This is a genomic window from Nocardiopsis sp. NPDC101807 (genome assembly GCF_044766605.1).
Taxonomy (GTDB): Bacteria; Actinomycetota; Actinomycetes; order Streptosporangiales; family Streptosporangiaceae; genus Nocardiopsis; species Nocardiopsis tropica.
In genome coordinates, this window is sequence record NZ_JBIWMK010000006.1 from 458,279 (window position 1) to 474,961 (window position 16,683).

The following is a 16,683-nucleotide window of genomic DNA, read 5'->3' on the forward strand; positions in this document are numbered from 1 at the left end:
AAGTACACAGTCGTATAGCTTCTTGGCAGCTTCCGTACGTCGAAGGGGTGCGCCATGGCGCGGGAACGGTCGGGTGGGCGCGTGGCCACCCGGGAGGTGGTGCTGGCCTCCGTGCGGTTGTTCACCGAGAACGGGTTCGACGCCACCACGATGGACGGGATCGCCGCCGCCACGGGGGTGAGCCGCCGCAGCCTGTTCCGGCGCTTCGGGTCGAAGGAGGACATCCTCTTCGCCGAGCACGACGAGCTGTTCTCGACCGTGGTCCGCTACCTGGAGGCCTCCCCCGACGACCCGCTGAGCTCGGTGTTCGCCGCCGCGCGCCTGGTGCTCCAGGGGTACCTGGGGGACCCGGAGATCACCGTGCCGCGCTATCGGCTGGTGCGCGCGCACCCGCGCCTGCGGGACCGCGAGGTCGCGATGACCGCCCGCTACCAGGCGGCGTTCAGCCGCTTCCTGGCCGATCGGGAGGGCGGGGACGGCGGCGGGGAGCGGTCCCTGGCCGCCGGGGTGGCCGCGGCCTCGCTCATCTCGGCGCACAACCACGTCCTCCGCTCGTGGCTGCGCAGCCCGGAGCAGGACCGGCGCGAGGTGTGGGCGAGCTTCGACGCCGCCATGGAGTTCGTCCGCCGGGCCGCCGAACCGATGCTGCGCGCGGAGGAGGGCTCCGCGCGGGAGCGCGTGCTGGTCGCCGTCTACCCCGGCGGCATCGGCCGGGACGAGCTGATCCGCCGTGTCACCGCCGCCGTGGAGGGGGCCGGGGACGCCTGAGGCCCCGTGTCCGGTGCCGCCGGCCTCCCGGACTGCGGGGCCCCGCCCTCCCCGTGCCGCGGGGCCCGGCCGCCCCTGGACCGCGGCGCGCGGCGGGGGGACACTGGCGGGGTGGCGCGGTACTTCAGGATCCACGCGGACTACGTCGGCCGCCTCGGCGCGGGGGTCGGCCTCTTCGTCGCGGTCGACCACCTGCGCCGGGCCGGGTGGCTGTCGGAGGACGAGGAGGAGCTCTACTTCGACGTCGACGACTGGTTCCGGGAGGCGCTGCCGACCCCTCCGTTCTACGCCGACGGGAACACGGTCGGCGCGGTGACCTGGTTCAGGACGGAGGCGTGCGCGCACTTCACCGGCCGTCTCGACGCCCTGCGGGGTCTGCTCCGCGCCCACGGCGTGGAGCACCGCAGGAGCGAGTCCGACGACCCCGGCCGGATCGTCTACGAGGACGCCTGCCAGGTCGGGGCCGTCCCCCGCACGCGGCGGACGCCCACGCCCCTCCCCCTCGGGACGGTCCTCGGACCCACCACCCCCGGGTCGAAGCGCCACCTCGGCAGGCGCGCAGCGCGCGGGCCCGGGGGCTGAACCCGGGTCGGGCACGGCGGAGGGGCCGGGCGCCGGCGCAGCGCGCGGGCCCGGGGACGGGGCCGCACCGGCGGCGGGGGCCCGGGGGCCGGGTTCCTGTCGCCCGCACGCCCCGGCGAGCGTAGGCTGGACAGGGCCCACGGGCCGGTCGGACGACAGCACACGAGGCGGGGCGGACAGCGGGAATGAGTGTGGACACGGCGGGCGTGACCAAGCAGGAGTCAGAGGTCGCCCACGAGGCGGGGCGCCGGAGGACCTTCGCGGTCATCTCCCACCCCGACGCCGGAAAGTCGACCCTCACCGAGGCCCTGGCCCTGCACGCCGCGGCCATCTCCTCCGCCGGCGCCGTCCACGGCAAGGGCGACCGCAAGGGCGTCACCTCCGACTGGATGGACATGGAGCAGGACCGGGGGATCTCCATCACCTCGGCGGCGCTGCGCATCGACTACGACGGCCGCGTCCTGAACCTGCTCGACACCCCGGGCCACGCCGACTTCTCCGAGGACACCTACCGCGTCCTGTCCGCCGTGGACTGCGCGATCATGCTGCTGGACTCGGCCAAGGGCCTGGAGCCGCAGACCCTCAAGCTCTTCGACGTGTGCCGGGCGCGCAAGATGCCCGTGATCACGTTCGTCAACAAGTGGGACCGCCCCGGCCGCGAGCCGCTGGAGCTGCTGGACGAGATCGAGCAGCGCATCGGGCTGCGCCCCACCCCGATGAACTGGCCGGTGGGCATCGCGGGGGACTTCCGCGGCCTCGTCGACCGGACCAGCGGCGTCTACACGAAGATGACCCGCACGCCCGGCGGCGCCACCAAGGCCGTCGAGGAGGTCCTGGAGCCCGAGCGGGCGGCCGAGGTCGAGCTGGACGCCTGGGTGCAGGCGCAGGAGGAGATCGAGCTCCTGGAGGCGCTCGGCGCCGACTTCGACCCCGAGTCGTTCATGGCGGGGGAGTCCTCCCCGGTGCTGTTCGGCGCGGCCCTGTCCAACTTCGGCGTCGGCCAGCTGCTGGACACGGTGGTCGAGCTGGCCCCGGCCCCCTCGGCCAAGCTCGACGTGAAGGACCGGCCGCGCAGGGTGGAGCAGCCCTTCTCCGGCCAGGTCTTCAAGATGCAGGCCAACATGGACAAGAACCACCGGGACCGCATGGCGTTCCTGCGGGTGAGCTCGGGCCGGTTCGACCGCGGCATGGTCCTCACCCACGCCTCCACCGGCCGCCCCTTCGCGACCAAGTACACGCAGGCGGTGTTCGGCTCGGACCGCTCCACCATCGACACCGCCTACCCCGGCGACGTGATCGCCCTGGTCAACGCCCAGGCGCTGGCGGTCGGCGACACCCTTTACGACGGGCCCAAGGTCGACTTCCCGCCGATCCCGAGCTTCGCCCCCGAGCACTTCGTGGTGGCGCGCGCGGTCGACGCGGGCAAGTACAAGCAGTTCCAGCGGGGTATCGCCCAGCTCGACGCCGAGGGCGTGGTGCAGGTCCTGACCTCCGACGTGCGCGGCGAGCAGGCGCCCGTGCTGGCGGCGGTCGGCCCGCTCCAGTTCGACGTGGTCAAGCACCGTATGGACCAGGAGTTCCGCAGCCCCGTGGAGGCGTCGCCGCTGGACTACTCGGTGGCGCGCCGCACCGACGAGGAGTCGGCCCCCGTCCTGCACGCCCTGTCGGGGGCGGAGGTGCTCAGGCGCCGCTCCGACGGAGAACTCCTGGTGCTGGTGCACAACAAGTGGCGCCTGAGGGTCATCGAGCGGGACCACCCCTCGCTGCTCATGGAACCCCTGCTGGCGGGCGGCGTCGACGAGGGCGAGTGACGTCCTCCGCCGGCCCCCCGGGCCGGCGGCGCCCGCTGCCGGGAACGGGACCCGCCGTTTTCCGCGTGCCGCGCGTCCGTCCCCCGTGTGCGCCGGGAGGGGCGCACGGGACCGCTCCGGGGAGGGGCGCGAACCGTGGGCGGCGCCACACGGGGAGAGCGCTCCGCCGCTCCCGGGGCCCGTGTGAACTCTCGTGCCGCACGCACACCACGAGCCCATCCAGGCTCCGCTCCGCCGTGTCCCGAGGTGCCCGTGGGACCGCTGATGCGCAGGCAGAGGTCAAGATCACCAAGCAGGGGGTACCCCGTGTCAACCCCCTTGATCAGGGCGAAGGTACCCTGAGACAAGGCCGCTAGGGCGCGTTCGAACACCTGGCCGCACTGAGCTTCGTTGGGGTATGTCCACTTCTGTGAAGAGGGCGCCGAGGGGCCGGTCCGGACGGGTGGCGGGGTGCTCAGGGGACCACCACACAGGAGACGGTGACGACGCCGGGAGAACCCCCGGTGCCGTCTGCGACGTCTCAGGGCGATCACGGACTAATCGACAATCGGCAAAGTTTGTAAATCTTCACCGTGCGGTAATTCTTCTCACGTCTGGGTATGTGTTGCATGTCACCTGTTCGTGAATCGGTGAAACTTATATGATTTTGCTTAACCGTCGTTTAACAAAACAGAACAATAACGAGTGAATCAAGAACGTGGCGGCAGACCGCCCCGCGTCTGACGCACCTCACGTATCCCCCGCTGGGAAAGGTTGACCTCGGGCATGAGCGAAGACGACAAAGACCGCACGGTGGAGCTCCACTACGAGGGCGGCGTGCTGAAGCTGCCGGTGTTCACCGGTACCGAGGGTGAACGCACCATCGAGCTGAAGACCCTGCTGGGGTCGACCGGAATGACGACCCTGGACCCCGGGTTCGGCAACACCGCTTCGTGTAGCTCGAAGATCACCTATATCGACGGGGCCGCCGGCATCCTGCGCTACCGCGGATACCCGATCGAGGACCTCGCCGTGGGCGCGACCTTCCTCGAGGTCGCCTACCTGGTGATCTACGGCGAGCTCCCCGAGCCCGGCCAGCTGAAGGAGTTCTCCGACAGCCTGCGCGACAACGCCGACATCCCGGCCGAGATGGGCGCGTTCATCGACGCGATGCCCCGCAACGGCCACCCGATGGCGCTCATGGCCAGTGCCGTCAACACCCTCGCCGCGTACTACGACGACAGCGTGGACCCGGGTGACGACGCCCAGGTGGAGCTCGCCACGATCCGCCTGCTGGCCAAGCTGCCGACGATCGCGGCCCGCATCTACCGCAACTCCATCGGCGAGACGCCGATCTCCCCGGACGACTCGCTCGACTACGTCGACAACTTCATCCGGATGACCTTCGGGGACAAGGCCCCCAGCGGCGAGCTCGGCGACCTGTTCAACAAGGCCGTCGGCATGCTGCTCGTCCTGCACGCGGACCACGAGCTGAACTGCTCCACCGCCACCGTGCGCGTGGTCGGCTCCTCGCAGGCCGACATCTACGCCAGCGTCGCCTCCGGCATCAACGCCCTGTCCGGCCCGTCCCACGGCGGCGCCAACCAGGCCGTGCTGGAGATGCTGGAGGAGATCCGCGACTCGGGCATCTCCATCGAGGACTTCCTGGAGAAGGTCAAGGCGCGCGAGATGCGCCTCATGGGCTTCGGCCACCGGGTCTACAAGAACTTCGACCCGCGCAGCAAGGAGATCAAGGTTCTGGCCAGCCAGATCCTCGACCGGGACGAGAACCCGGACGAGCTGTTCTCCCTGGCCCTCAAGCTGGAGGCCGCGGCGCTCGCCGACTCCTACTTCACGGAGCGCAAGCTCTACCCGAACGTCGACTTCTACACCGGCGTCATCTACCGCACCATGGGTTTCCCCACCAACATGTTCACCGTGTTGTTCGCGATCGGCCGTCTGCCCGGCTGGGTCGCCCACTACCGCGAGCAGCTGCACGACCCGGCCTTCCGGATCGCGCGCCCGCGCCAGCACTACGTCGGCTCCGCCGAGCGGCGCCTCCCGGGCCAGGGGTAGACCCCGCCCGAGGCACACGACCACGCCCGCCCACGCCACCGGCGAGGGCGGGCGCCGTCGTTCCCGCCCACCCGCGTGCCGGTCGCGGCGGGGCGGTTCGTCCCCCTGGCGAGTCCTTGCGCCCCTCGTACCGGTCCTCCCGGGGACCGCGACACGGTCCCTACCGGTACATAGTCCGCCCTTTCCCCGCATTTTGCGTACAGTCTGTCATCCATGTGCGACCTTGAGGGAAGTTGCAGGGTGTGGCCCGCACGGGCCGTGCTGGTGAAGGGGAGGCGACGATGGTCCGGTACGCGTTGACCGGTGACCTGCTCGGTGAGCTGAGCCGGCACTGGTGGGTTGTGGTCCTCCGCGGCGTGGCCGCGGTGCTCTTCGGACTGATCGCCCTCCTGTGGCCCGGGGTCACCCTGGTCGCCCTGGCGATCGTCTTCGGTGCCTACGCGCTGGTCGACGGCGCGGCCCTGGGCTACGCGGCGTACCGCGCCGCGCCGGGCAGCCGGGGCTCCCTGGCCGCCCAGGCGGCCGTCAGCGTCCTGCTGGGCCTCATCGCCCTGATCTGGCCGGTCGCCTTCGGCCTGGCGGTCGTGCTCGTGATCGGCGCGTGGGCCGTCATCACCGGTGTGGCCGAGATCGTCACCGCCATCCGCCTGCGCGCGCACATCAGCTCGGAGTGGCTGCTGATCTTCGTCGGCGCGCTCTCCGTCGTGTTCGGCCTCCTCCTGTGGTTCTGGCCGCTGGAGGGCGCGCAGGCCATCGTGTTCGTGGTCGGCGTCTACGCCGTCATCTTCGGCGTCGTGATGGCGGTCGCCGGGTTCCGGCTCCGCGGGGCGCACGCGGTCGTCCGGGACGGGGACGGGGACGGCGCCCCCCTCGCCCGGGACGAGCCCCGCCCCGCCGAGGAGGGGTCCGGGCTGACCGCGTTCGACGACGGCTACGCGGGCGGCTACGCCGACGGCTACCGCGGGGACGAGAGGGCCGGGCCGGAGGACGAAGGCCCGGAGGGGACGGACGGCGAGGGCGCCTCCAGGCGCTCCGGCGGAGGACGCCACCGCGCGCCCCGGGAGCGGCCGGAGGACCCGCAGTGAGGCGCCTCAGCCCTCGCTGACCGCGAGCGATCCGAGGTGGTCGACCTGGCTTCCGGGGACGACCACCTCGGCCTTTCTCCTCTGCCAGGCCAGGAAGTGCGCGGTCCCGCGATGCGCGAGCAGGGCCTCCCGGTCGGCGAACACCTCGTACACCCGGAAGACGTCCGGGTCGGCGCCGTCCTGCACCACGTCGAAGCGCAGGCAGCCGGGCTCCTCGCGCACCGCCGCCGACGCGTTGAGGGAGATCCCGGCGAGGAAGTCCTCCCGGCGGCCGGGGAGGACCCGCAGGGAGACGACGAGTGCGACCGGCGCGGGGCCGGGGACCGAGGCGGGCACGGGACCTCCGGAAGGGGAGCGGGAGCGGTGCTGAGGACCCGACCCTACGGCCGGAGGGACCCCGGGAAAACGGCTTGTCGCCGCCAGGACGCCACGGATAGCATCACGCCGTGCACATGCTTCAGATGTACGGCTAGGGGCCCGCGTCGAGGACGCCGCCGCGCACCGCCCCGCTCCCGGGTCCCGGTGCCCCACAGCCCTGCCCGACACCTGCATCCGGAGACACTGCGATGACCCGTCGCGCCCACATCGCCATGGTCGGCGTTCCCGCCGTCAGCCACGTCCTGCCCAGCCTGGAGATCATCCGGGAGCTGGCGGCCCGCGGCCACCGCGTCACCTACGCCAACGACCCCCTGACGGCCGACCTGATCACCGGCGCCGGCGCCGAACTCGTCCCCTGCGCCACGACCCTGCCCGTCGCCGACGCCGACTGGCCGGAGGACCCGATCCGGGCGATGGACGTCTTCCTGGAGGACGGGATGGCCCAGCTCCCCGTCGTCCGGGCCGCCTACGAGGACGACCGCCCCGACCTCTTCCTGTACGACATCGCCGGGTACCCCGCCCGCGTGCTCGGCGTGAACTGGGGCATCCCCAGCGTGCAGCTCTCGCCCACCTACGTGGCGTGGGCCGACCACGGGGCCACCGTCATGGAGGCGCTGCGCGCCCTGCCCGGGGCGGCGGAGCACTTCGCCAGGTTCGACGCCTGGCTGGCGGAGAACGGCGTCACCGGGCTGGACCACGCCTCGTTCGCCGGGCGCCCGGACCGCGCGCTGGCGCTGATCCCGAGCGAGATGCAGCCCTACGCGGACACCGTCGCCGACACGGTCACGTTCGTCGGCCCCTGCCTGGGCGCGCGGGCGGACCAGGGCGGGTGGACGCGCCCGGCGGGCCCGGAGAAGGTGCTGCTGGTGTCCCTGGGGTCGGCGTTCACCCACCTGCCCGGGTTCTACCGCGAGTGCCTGAAGGCCTTCGGCGACCTGCCGGGCTGGCACGTCGTCCTCCAGATCGGCGAGTCCGTGGACCCCGCGGAGCTGGGGGAGATCCCGGCCAACGTGGAGACGCACCCCTGGGTGCCGCAGCTGGACATCCTGCGCCGGGCCGACGCGTTCGTCACCCACGCGGGTATGGGAGGCTCCAACGAGGGCCTGTACTGCGGGGTGCCGATGATCGCCGTCCCGCAGGCCACCGACCAGTTCGACAACGCCGACCGGCTGGTGGAGCTCGGCGTCGCCCGCAGGATCGACACGGCGGACGCCGACGCGGCCGCGCTCCGTTCGGCCCTGCTGGAACTGGACGCCGACCCGGAGGTCGCCCGGAGGCTGGCCGGCATCAGCGCCCGGCTCCGGGAGAGCGGCACCGCGTACGCGGCCGACCTGGTCGAGGCGGAGCTCCCGGCCCGGTAGGCCGTGGTCCGCGGGTCCTTCCGGCCCCGTGCCGACCGCCCCGCACGCCGCCAACCCCGCACGCCGCCGACCCCGTATACCGCTCCGCCCTGTGCCCCGACCGCCCGCCGACGGCCCCGTACCCCGCCCGTACCGCGGTCCGCCGCGCCGTCCCGTCCCCGGGCCTCCCGGAGGGGTGGAGGCCGCTCCTCCGGGAGGCTCGGGGACCGGAAGGGGCGCGAGCCGCATCCGGCCCCTCCGGGGCCGCCCGACAACCCAGGGAGAACCATGGACCACCTCGTCGTCGTCACCGGAGGCCCCGGCTCCGGGAAGACCGCGCTGATCGAGCACCTGGCCGCGCTCGGCCACGCGCGCACGACCGAGGCCGGACGGGCGATCATCCGCGACCAGCGGGAGATCGACGGTCCCGGGCTGGCCTGGCGCGACGACGACCTGTTCGCCGAGCTGATGCTGTCCTGGGAGATCCGGTCGCACCGCGAGGCCTCCGCGTGGGAGGGCCCGGTCTTCTGCGACCGGGGCGTCCCCGACCTGGTCGGCTACTTCCTGCTGCGCGGACTCCCGGTGCCCGCGCACGTCGACCGGGCGGCCCGGCGGTTCCGCTACCACCGCCGGGTGTTCGTCGCCCCGCCGTGGCCGGAGATCTTCACCGGCGACGCCGAGCGCCACCAGTCCCCGGAGGAGGCCGGGCGCACCCATCGGGCGATGGTCGAGGCCTACCCCGCGCACGGCTACGAGCTGGTGGAGCTGCCGCGCGTCCCGGTCGCGGAGCGGGCGCGGTTCGTGCTGGACGTCCTGGGCACGGCGCCCCGCGACCCGGGGGCGCGGGCCGGGCGCCGCTGAGGGCTCGGCTCCCGGGACCGGTGGGCCGACCGGCCGGACGCGGCCGGTCGGCCCGCGAGGGCCGCCGTGACCCCGTGCCCGCTTCCGTCCGCGCCGCCCGACGGCCGTGGCCCCGCCGCACGTCCTGTCCGCCCGGCCGCGGGCGCCGGGGCGCGCGGGCCCGGGGGCGCTGCCCACGACGGCCGTGGCGCCGCCGGCGGCGACAGCGGTGGCGCCGGCGTGGGAAGGTGTCTGTCACGTCACGGTGGTCTGGTTCACAAATGGTGAGGAAGTGGCCGTTCATGGCCGTAAAGCGGGCACTCTCTTGTGGTTCGCGGACCTCCCCGCCAGACTCGTGTCAGGTAAAGGAACATCGACCGTTCCCGCTCGGGCACACGCGGGCGGGGGCGTGCTGACGGGAGTGGTACGGAAGGTGGCGAGTGCGTCGGGGGCCGGTATACCGCCCATGAGCTGGGAGGGCATCGACCACGAGCTCAACCGCGTGCGCGGGGAGGCCGACCGGATCACCCTCAACCTCGCGGACCTGGACGCCCACGTCGGACACCAGCTCCTGAAGGGCGCCGCCCTCGAGGGGCGGACCCGGCGGCGCTGGGAGCACGCCGACGCGCATGTCCACACCCTGTGGACGGTCTACGACGCCTTCCGCCTCGTGGTGGACGAGGCCACCCGGTTGCGCGCGGCCGGCGCGGGCCCCGGGGCGCAGGCCGCGCTGACCGCCCTGCTCAACGGGCCCTCGGTGGTCCTTCCCGTACGGCACACGCCCCTCGGCGAACGGGGACTGCTCGACGCCGACGAGGAGTCGGTGACCCTCGCCGACGCCGTCGCCCGCATGACCGCCGCCTACGAGGAGGCCACCGGGGTCATCTCGGCGGTCGAGGCCGCCTGGGACGTGCTCAACCCGAGGCTCGGCGAACTCGACGCGATGTGGCAGGAGACCGGCACCCTCTCCGACATGGTCGGGCTCGGCGAGGACGAGGAGGACGGGTACGAGGCACTCCGGTCCGACCTCGCCGCCGTGGGCGCGACGGTCCGCACCGACCCCCTCTCGCTGGTCGAGGACGGGCGGGTCGACACCTCCGACCTCGACCGCCTGCGCCAGTCCCTGGAGCGCGTGCGCGGCGAACTCCGCGACGCCCTGCGCATGCGCGACTCCTACACCGAGAGCGTCGAGCGGCTCGGCTCCGCCATCGACGACGTCGAGGAGGCCGTCGCACGCGCCCGCGGGCTCCGCGCCCGGGTCGTCGCCAAGGTCTCCTCGCCCGCCGCGGTCGAGGTCCCGGACCCGGTGCAGGGGCTGCGGGCGGGCCTCGGCGAGATGGACTCCCTGCGGGCCCGGGGACGCTGGCGCGAACTCGGCACGCGGCTGGGAGAACTCCAGCGCGCCGTCCACGAGGCCGCCGACGACGCGCGCGACCGCGAGGACGACCTCGCCGGGCTCATGGAGCGCCGCGCCGAACTGCGCGGGCGCCTGCAGGCCTTCCGCGCCCGCGCGGTGCGGCTGGGGCTCGCGGAGGACGAGCGCCTGGCCGGACTCCACGACCGGGCCCACACGGAGCTGTGGACGGCCCCCTGCGACCTGCGTGCCGCCACGGTCTTCCTGTCGTCCTACCTCCGGGCGCTCCGCGAACTCGGCGGAACCGAAACGCCCGGGGACAGAACCACACCGGGCACGGGCGCGTCAGACGGCGAGAGCGATGGTGGTGTGAGCAGATGACCAAGTGCACGGCCCCCGGCTGCCACGGCCGGATCGAGGACGGCTTCTGCGGTGTGTGCGGCCTGGCCCCGGTGGACGCACGGCCCCCGGGGGCGACCGCGACGCCGGCGTCCGGCGCACCTTCCCCGGGAGGCGGCCCGCGGCCGTCGGACGCCTCCCGGGCGTTCGGCGCGCCCCCCGACGGGACCGGGCCCGGGGCCGGCGGACCGCCGCCGGACCCGGGTCCGCAGCGGTCCTTCGCACCCCCCGGCGGAACCGGGCCGCGGGCCGCGGCCGGCACCGGGGACCAGGGGCTCGGAAAGGGTCGGCGGCAGGGCTCCGGCCGCCGGCCGTCGCCCGCGGGGACCCCGCCGGGCGAGGCCCCCGACCAGTGGTCCTCCTCGTCCCCCTCCTCCGGCGGCGACCCCGTCCACTCCCACCCGATCTCCGGCAACGTCAAGCTCTCCGGGCGGTCCGGCCCCGGCAGCATCTCCGGCAGGGTCGGCACGGGGCCCGACGGTCCGGGCACCGGGCGCTCCGGCCGCCGGGGCTCGTCCCGGGGCATGCTCGGCATGGGCATGGTCATGGTGCCCCCGGTGCCCTACCGGGACCCCTCCGAGGCCGTCATGCGCAACCCGGTCGTCTCGGAGAAGAACCGCTTCTGCGGCAACTGCGGCGAGAAGGTCGGCCGCAGCAGGGGCGAGCAGCCGGGCCGCACCGAGGGCTTCTGCCGCAAGTGCGGCACCCAGTTCTCGTTCACCCCCAAGCTCTCCCCCGGGGACAGGGTCGGCGGGCAGTACGAGGTGCTCGGCTGCCTCGCCCACGGCGGCCTCGGCTGGATCTACCTGGCCCGCGACCGCAACGTCAACGACCGGTGGGTCGTCCTCAAGGGCCTGCTCAACGCCGGTGACGCCGAGGCGCACAAGGCGGCCGCCGCGGAACGGGCGTTCCTGTCCGAGGTCGAGCACCCCAACATCGTCAAGATCATCAACTTCTCGCAGCACCCCGACCCGCGTACCGGGATCCCCGGCGGGCACATCGTCATGGAGTACGTCGGGGGCAAGTCCCTGCGCGAACTGCTCGTGGAGCGCCGCGAGGACGACCCCGACGCCGTGCTCCCCGTCGACCAGGTCATCGCCTACGGCCTGGAGGCCCTGCGGGCCCTCGGGTACCTGCACTCCAGGGGCCTGCTGTACTGCGACTTCAAGCCCGACAACGTCATCCAGAGCGAGGAGCAGATCAAGCTCATCGACCTCGGCGGCGTGCGGCGCATGGACGACGCCGTCAGCCCCGTGTACACGACCCCCGGCTACCGCGTGACCGAGGACGAGCTGCGCGGACCGGGACCCACCGTCAGCGCCGACCTGTACTCGGTGGGCCGCGCGCTGGCCGTGCTCAGCTTCCGCTTCAGCTTCATGCGCGAACACCCGCACAGCATCCCCCCGCGCGAGACCGTGCCGCTGCTCCAGCGCTTCGAGTCCTACGACCGGCTCCTGCGCCGCTCCGTCCACAGCGAGCTCGAACTCCGCTTCCACGACGCGGGCGACATGGCCGACCAGCTCACCGGGGTCCTGCGCGAGGTCCTGTCCGAACTGGAGGGGGCCCCGCACCCGGCGCCCTCCACCCTGTTCGGCGGCGAGAACTTCAGCGCCGTCAGCGGCGTCGGCGCGCACGACGCCGACCGCATGCTCGCGCCGCCCACCCCCACCGACGCGGCGGCCCTGCTGCCCACGCCCCTCGTCGACCGCGGCGACGCGGCGTCCCAGCACCTGCGGGGGTTCCGGGCGCTTCCCCCGGACGAGCTCGTCCCCGCCCTGCGCGCGATGCCCGCGCCCACCCCCGAGACCCTGCTGATGCTGGCCCGCGCGCTCATCACGCTCGGCCGGCACGGCGAGGCGATGGACGTCCTCCAGAAGTTCAGCGAGGCCGTCCCCGGGGACTGGCGCACCATGTGGTACCTGGCGGTCGCCGAACTGAGCACCGCCCGTTTCCGCGATGCCCGCGACCACTTCGACGAGCTGTACGACCACCTCCCGGGGGAGGCCGCGCCCAAGCTCGGCCTGGCGCTCGCCTGCGAGCGGACCGGTGAGCTCGACACCGCGGCCCACCAGTACCGGACGGTCTGGGAGACCGACCACTCCTTCGTCAGCGCCGCGTTCGGCCTGGCCCGCGTCCGCCTCGCCCAGGGCGACCGGGACGCCGCCGTCGCCGTCCTGGACAGGGTGCCGGAGATGTCCAGCCTCCACGTCCACGCCCAGACCGCGCTGATCGCCGTGCTCTCCGCACGGCACCCCGGGGCGGGCGCCGCCGACTTCGTCGAGGCCGGACGGCGCCTGGAGCGCATCGGTCTGGACAGCGAGTCCGCCGACCGGTTGGCCGCGCGCGTCCTGGAGTCCGCCCTCGGGTGGCTCGACGGAGGGGGCGCCGCACCCGGCGGCGGGAGGCTGCTCGACGGCCCGTTCACCGAGGAGGGGGTGCGGACCAACCTGGAGCGGCGCTACCGTGCGCTCGCCCAGCGGTCCACCGCCTCCGCGGGGCGGTACGAGCTGATCGACAAGGCCAACTCCCTGCGTCCCGTGACGCTGCTGTGAGGATCGAGGGAACGGCGATGACAACGGTGCGGACCTGCCCTGCCTGCTCTGACAGGGCGGCGGCGGGAGACGTCTTCTGCGAGGGGTGCGGTCGCCCCCTCCCGGAGCAGGAGGGGGGCGCCCCCGTGGAGCGCGCCGACGACGTGCCCACGGCTCCCCAGCAGAGCATGTCCGGCGCCACGCGGGGGCCGGTCGGCGGCGGCGACGCGGGGGGCGGCCCCCGCCCCGGACTCGTCCCGGCCGACGGGGGGCCGACGGCGCCCCAGGTGAGCCTGAACGGCGCTGTCCGCGACCCCGGGGCCGCGTCCCAGGCCGCGCCCCCCGCGGAGGGAGGCCGTCCGAGGGGCGGCGGACCCGCGGCGGGGCCGGGAGGGCGCGGGGCCGACTCGTTCACCACCCAGCCGATACGGCGGGACTCCCTGAGACCCCTGTCCGCCGCCGCGCCGTCCGCCGCCGCGCCGTCCGCTGCCGCGTCCTCCGTTCCGGCGCCGTCGGCCACGGTGTCCGACTGGCCGCCGCCCGCCGTGGGCAGCAGCCCCGTGCAGCCCACCAACCCCGAGATGTGCGCGTGGTGCCCCGGACGGGTCGGCGACGGCTACTGCGAGAAGTGCGGGTTCCTCCAGCCGACCGGGCGCGACCACGTCGAGGTGCGCACGGACGAGGCCGCGGGCGTCAGCGACCGCGGGCTCCGCCACCGGCGCAACGAGGACGCCATGGCCATCCGCGTCGTCGCCGCTGACGACCCCCGCGCACCGGGCACGGTCTGCGCCGTGGTCTGCGACGGCGTGTCCAGCTCGCCCCGCTCCGACGAGGCGTCCAGGGTCACCGCGGAGACGGGGGCGACGGTCCTCGCCGAGCAGATCCGCCGCGGCGCCGACCCCCGCGAGGCCACCGCCACGGCGATGACCAGGGCGGCCGAGGCCGTCGCGGGGATCGCCGAGTCGCTGGACTCCGCGCCCGCGTGCACGTTCGTGTCCGCGGTCGTCGACCCCGCCGCCGGGACGGTCACCGTCGGCTGGGTCGGGGACAGCCGCGCCTACTGGCTCTCCGGAGGGCCCAGGTCCAGCGCTTCGGCGCTGCTCACCCGGGACGACTCCTGGAGCGAGGCCATGGTGCAGATGGGGGCGCTCTCCCGGGAGGAGGCCATGAGGTCGTCCAACGCGCACGCCCTCATCGCGTGGATGGGCGCCGACTCCGGCGAGATCGACGCGCACATCTCCACCGTCACCCCGATCGGGCCCGGCACCGTCCTCCTGTGCAGCGACGGCCTGTGGAACTACTACCCCGAGGCGCAGTCGCTGACCGACGCGGTGCCGGGAGCGGGGGCCAGACCCCACGAGGCCGCCCGCACCTACATCAGCCTCGCGCTGAGGGCCGGCGGCAAGGACAACATCACCGCGGTCCTCATCCCCGTACCCGCCGAACGAGGGGGTCCCCGTGCCGAACAGGACTGACCGGTCCGCCGAACCGGAGTTCCGGATCGACGTCGACCAGAACAGGTTCCTGCCCATCGGGGGGCGCGAGGTGCACGCCGTCGTCAGCGTCACCTCCCGCAGCCCCGTCCTGGTGGGGTCCTCGGTGCGCGCCTCCGAGGTGATCATCGTCGACACCTCCGGTTCGATGTACGGGGAGAAGCTGGAGGAGGCCAAGCGCGCCGCCCGCGCCGCCGTGGAGACGCTGCGCGAGGGGGTCAGGTTCGCCCTGATCAGCGGCGGCAGCACGGCACGCATGGCCTTCCCCGAGGGTGGGCGGCGGCTCGTCGAGGTGGACGGCGTCACCAGGGCCGAGGCGCTGGAGGCCATCGGCGGGATGCGCGCCGAGGGCGGCACCAGGATGGGCGCCTGGCTGTCCCTCGCCGCGGAGCTGTTCGCCACCGTGGACGAGGGCATCAAGCACGCCATCCTGCTCACCGACGGTCAGAACAACGAGGTCGCCGAGGAGTTCGAGCGGGTCCTGCGGCAGGTTTCCGGCCGTTTCGTGTGCGACTGCCGGGGCGTGGGCACCGACTGGAGGGTCGACGACCTGCGCCGTATCGACTCCGCGCTGCTCGGCGGCGGCCCCGGCCTCGTCGCCGACCCCGCCGACCTGGCCGCCGACTTCCGCGCCATGGCCCAGGCGTCCATGGGCAAGTCCGTCGCGGACGTCGTCCTGCGGCTGTGGACCCCGCAGAACTCCGTGGTGCGCCACGTCAAGCAGGTGTCGCCCACGGTGCAGGACCTCACCCACCGGGCGGTGGCGCGGGCGCCCCAGGCGGGCGACTACCCCACGGGGTCGTGGGGCACGGAGAACCGCGACTACCACGTGTGCGTGGAGGTGCCCGCGGGCGATCCCGGACGGCAGCTGCGCGCCGGGTGGGTGCGCGTGGTCCTCCCCGGGACCGGGGGCGCGGAGGACCAGGTCCTCGCCTCCGGCAACATCCTCGCGGAGTGGACGGCGGACGAGGCCACGGCCACCCGGATCAACCCGCGGGTGGCGCACTACACCGGCCAGGTCGAACTGGCCCAGGCCATTCAGGACGGGCTCGCGGCCCGTCGCGACGGGGACGAGGAGACCGCCACCACGCGGTTGGGCCGTGCCGTCGCACTCGCGGAGGAGACGGGTGACGCGGAGACCGCGAGGCTCCTCGGAAAGGTGGTCGACGTCCTCGACCCGGCCACCGGCACCGTCCGTCTCAAACCCGGCGTCGACAAGGTCGACGAGATGACCCTGGACGCCAACTCGACCCGGACCGTGCGGACCCGGCCCGGGGACGGGACCGGAACCCACGGCTCCCCCGGCCCCGGGTAGGAGGGACCCATGCCGAGTTGCCCCTCCGGGCACGACTCGACGGCGACTGACTTCTGCGACACCTGCGGGCTGCGCCTCCAGGCGTACTCCCCCTCGCCGCCGCCCCAGCACTACCGGCCCCCGCCGCAGGACGCCCCCGCGGTCCGGCCGGCGCCGCCGCGCGCCCCCGCGCCGCGGCGGCCCGTCGCGCCCAGGGGCGGCCCCTGCCCCGAGTGCTCGACCTCCCGTACCGGGCGCTTCTGCGAGGAGTGCGGTTACGACTTCGCCTCGCAGTCCGGCAGCCACACGCGCGGGGGCCCCGAACAGGACGGCGTCCCGCCCGCCCCGCGCTGGCGGGCCATCGTCGTGGCCGACCCCGCCTACTACCAGTACATGGTCGACCGGGGCATGCTCGACCCCGCCCAGATCGCCTTCCCCTCCGTGAACAAGCAGCGCCGGGTGAGCCTGAAGGGCGACCGGGTCCACATCGGCCGCCGCAGCGCGTCCAGGGGCTTCACGCCCGAGATCGACCTGGGCGGGCCCAAGGGCGACCCGGCGATCTCCCACATCCACGCGATCCTGGTCGCCCAGCCCGACGGGACCTGGTCGATCGTCGACCCCGGGTCCACGAACGGGACCATGATCAACGGGACCGCCAACACGATCCCCCGCAAGGTGGAGGTGCCCCTGCATGACAGTGACCGGATCTACCTCGGAGCATGGACCGTCATCATCGTCCAGAAGGGGTGAAAC

General features: G+C 73.7%; 13 protein-coding genes. 12 read left to right on the plus strand and 1 reads right to left on the minus strand.

Features of this window, described 5'->3' with window-relative positions:
- The first annotated feature begins 54 nt into the window (after window positions 1–54).
- From ACIRPH_RS20900 to ACIRPH_RS20920, 5 genes are all read left to right on the plus strand, one after another.
- Complete coding sequence (locus tag ACIRPH_RS20900) at window positions 55–768, plus strand: TetR/AcrR family transcriptional regulator (protein ID WP_402916713.1); 714 nt, start codon at window positions 55–57, stop codon at window positions 766–768.
- Between the two features lie 111 nt (window positions 769–879).
- On the plus strand, window positions 880–1,350 hold the full coding sequence (locus ACIRPH_RS20905; RefSeq protein ID WP_402916715.1) for a hypothetical protein: 471 nt from the start codon (window positions 880–882) through the stop codon (window positions 1,348–1,350).
- A gap of 185 nt (window positions 1,351–1,535) precedes the next feature.
- Window positions 1,536–3,161 carry a peptide chain release factor 3 gene (locus ACIRPH_RS20910; RefSeq protein WP_402916717.1) on the plus strand — a complete coding sequence of 542 codons (1,626 nt, stop codon included), beginning with the start codon at window positions 1,536–1,538 and terminating at the stop codon, window positions 3,159–3,161.
- A 765-nt stretch (window positions 3,162–3,926) separates the two neighbouring features.
- Entirely contained in the window at window positions 3,927–5,216 is a 1,290-nt protein-coding gene (locus ACIRPH_RS20915; RefSeq protein ID WP_402916719.1) for a citrate synthase, read from the plus strand.
- A 281-nt stretch (window positions 5,217–5,497) separates the two neighbouring features.
- Entirely contained in the window at window positions 5,498–6,301 is an 804-nt protein-coding gene (locus ACIRPH_RS20920; protein ID WP_402916721.1) for a DUF308 domain-containing protein, read from the plus strand.
- A gap of 6 nt (window positions 6,302–6,307) precedes the next feature.
- Here ACIRPH_RS20920 and ACIRPH_RS20925 read toward each other — a convergent pair whose 3' ends face one another.
- A complete protein-coding gene (locus ACIRPH_RS20925) occupies window positions 6,308–6,637 on the minus strand; it encodes a putative quinol monooxygenase (protein WP_402916723.1) in 330 nt (109 codons plus the stop codon).
- Between the two features lie 230 nt (window positions 6,638–6,867).
- Here ACIRPH_RS20925 and ACIRPH_RS20930 point away from each other — a divergent pair, with 230 nt between their 5' ends.
- From ACIRPH_RS20930 to ACIRPH_RS20960, 7 genes are all read left to right on the plus strand, one after another.
- Window positions 6,868–8,040 (plus strand): macrolide family glycosyltransferase, encoded by a 1,173-nt coding sequence (locus ACIRPH_RS20930; protein WP_402916725.1) that lies wholly within the window; start codon window positions 6,868–6,870, stop codon window positions 8,038–8,040.
- Window positions 8,041–8,307: 267 nt separating this feature from the next.
- Window positions 8,308–8,880 (plus strand): AAA family ATPase, encoded by a 573-nt coding sequence (locus ACIRPH_RS20935; protein ID WP_402916727.1) that lies wholly within the window; start codon window positions 8,308–8,310, stop codon window positions 8,878–8,880.
- 445 nt (window positions 8,881–9,325) lie between these two features.
- Complete coding sequence (locus tag ACIRPH_RS20940; protein WP_402916729.1) at window positions 9,326–10,594, plus strand: hypothetical protein; 1,269 nt, start codon at window positions 9,326–9,328, stop codon at window positions 10,592–10,594.
- The gene (locus ACIRPH_RS20945; protein WP_402916731.1) at window positions 10,591–13,164 is read left to right on the plus strand and encodes a tetratricopeptide repeat protein; all 2,574 of its coding nucleotides are present in this window, start codon (window positions 10,591–10,593) and stop codon (window positions 13,162–13,164) included. The genes ACIRPH_RS20940 and ACIRPH_RS20945 overlap by 4 nt, the downstream gene beginning before the upstream one ends.
- Window positions 13,165–13,181: 17 nt before the next feature.
- The gene (locus tag ACIRPH_RS20950; protein ID WP_402916733.1) at window positions 13,182–14,618 is read left to right on the plus strand and encodes a PP2C family protein-serine/threonine phosphatase; all 1,437 of its coding nucleotides are present in this window, start codon (window positions 13,182–13,184) and stop codon (window positions 14,616–14,618) included.
- Window positions 14,602–15,951 carry a VWA domain-containing protein gene (locus tag ACIRPH_RS20955; protein WP_402916735.1) on the plus strand — a complete coding sequence of 450 codons (1,350 nt, stop codon included), beginning with the start codon at window positions 14,602–14,604 and terminating at the stop codon, window positions 15,949–15,951. Before ACIRPH_RS20950 ends, ACIRPH_RS20955 begins: the two co-directional genes overlap by 17 nt.
- 9 nt (window positions 15,952–15,960) lie before the next feature.
- The gene (locus tag ACIRPH_RS20960) at window positions 15,961–16,680 is read left to right on the plus strand and encodes an FHA domain-containing protein (RefSeq protein ID WP_402916737.1); all 720 of its coding nucleotides are present in this window, start codon (window positions 15,961–15,963) and stop codon (window positions 16,678–16,680) included.
- Window positions 16,681–16,683 lie beyond the last annotated feature (3 nt).

Bases quoted from the DNA above. Each gene is read 5' to 3' on its own strand.
- ACIRPH_RS20950 (WP_402916733.1), top strand. From the start codon at position 13,182: ATGACAACGGTGCGGACCTGCCCTGCCTGCTCTGACAGGGCGGCGGCG.
- ACIRPH_RS20930 (WP_402916725.1), top strand. From the start codon at position 6,868: ATGACCCGTCGCGCCCACATCGCCATGGTCGGCGTTCCCGCCGTCAGC.
- ACIRPH_RS20935 (WP_402916727.1), top strand. From the start codon at position 8,308: ATGGACCACCTCGTCGTCGTCACCGGAGGCCCCGGCTCCGGGAAGACC.
- ACIRPH_RS20900 (WP_402916713.1), top strand. From the start codon at position 55: ATGGCGCGGGAACGGTCGGGTGGGCGCGTGGCCACCCGGGAGGTGGTG.
- ACIRPH_RS20920 (WP_402916721.1), top strand. From the start codon at position 5,498: ATGGTCCGGTACGCGTTGACCGGTGACCTGCTCGGTGAGCTGAGCCGG.
- ACIRPH_RS20960 (WP_402916737.1), top strand. From the start codon at position 15,961: ATGCCGAGTTGCCCCTCCGGGCACGACTCGACGGCGACTGACTTCTGC.
- ACIRPH_RS20910 (WP_402916717.1), top strand. From the start codon at position 1,536: ATGAGTGTGGACACGGCGGGCGTGACCAAGCAGGAGTCAGAGGTCGCC.
- ACIRPH_RS20945 (WP_402916731.1), top strand. From the start codon at position 10,591: ATGACCAAGTGCACGGCCCCCGGCTGCCACGGCCGGATCGAGGACGGC.
- ACIRPH_RS20915 (WP_402916719.1), top strand. From the start codon at position 3,927: ATGAGCGAAGACGACAAAGACCGCACGGTGGAGCTCCACTACGAGGGC.
- ACIRPH_RS20940 (WP_402916729.1), top strand. From the start codon at position 9,326: ATGAGCTGGGAGGGCATCGACCACGAGCTCAACCGCGTGCGCGGGGAG.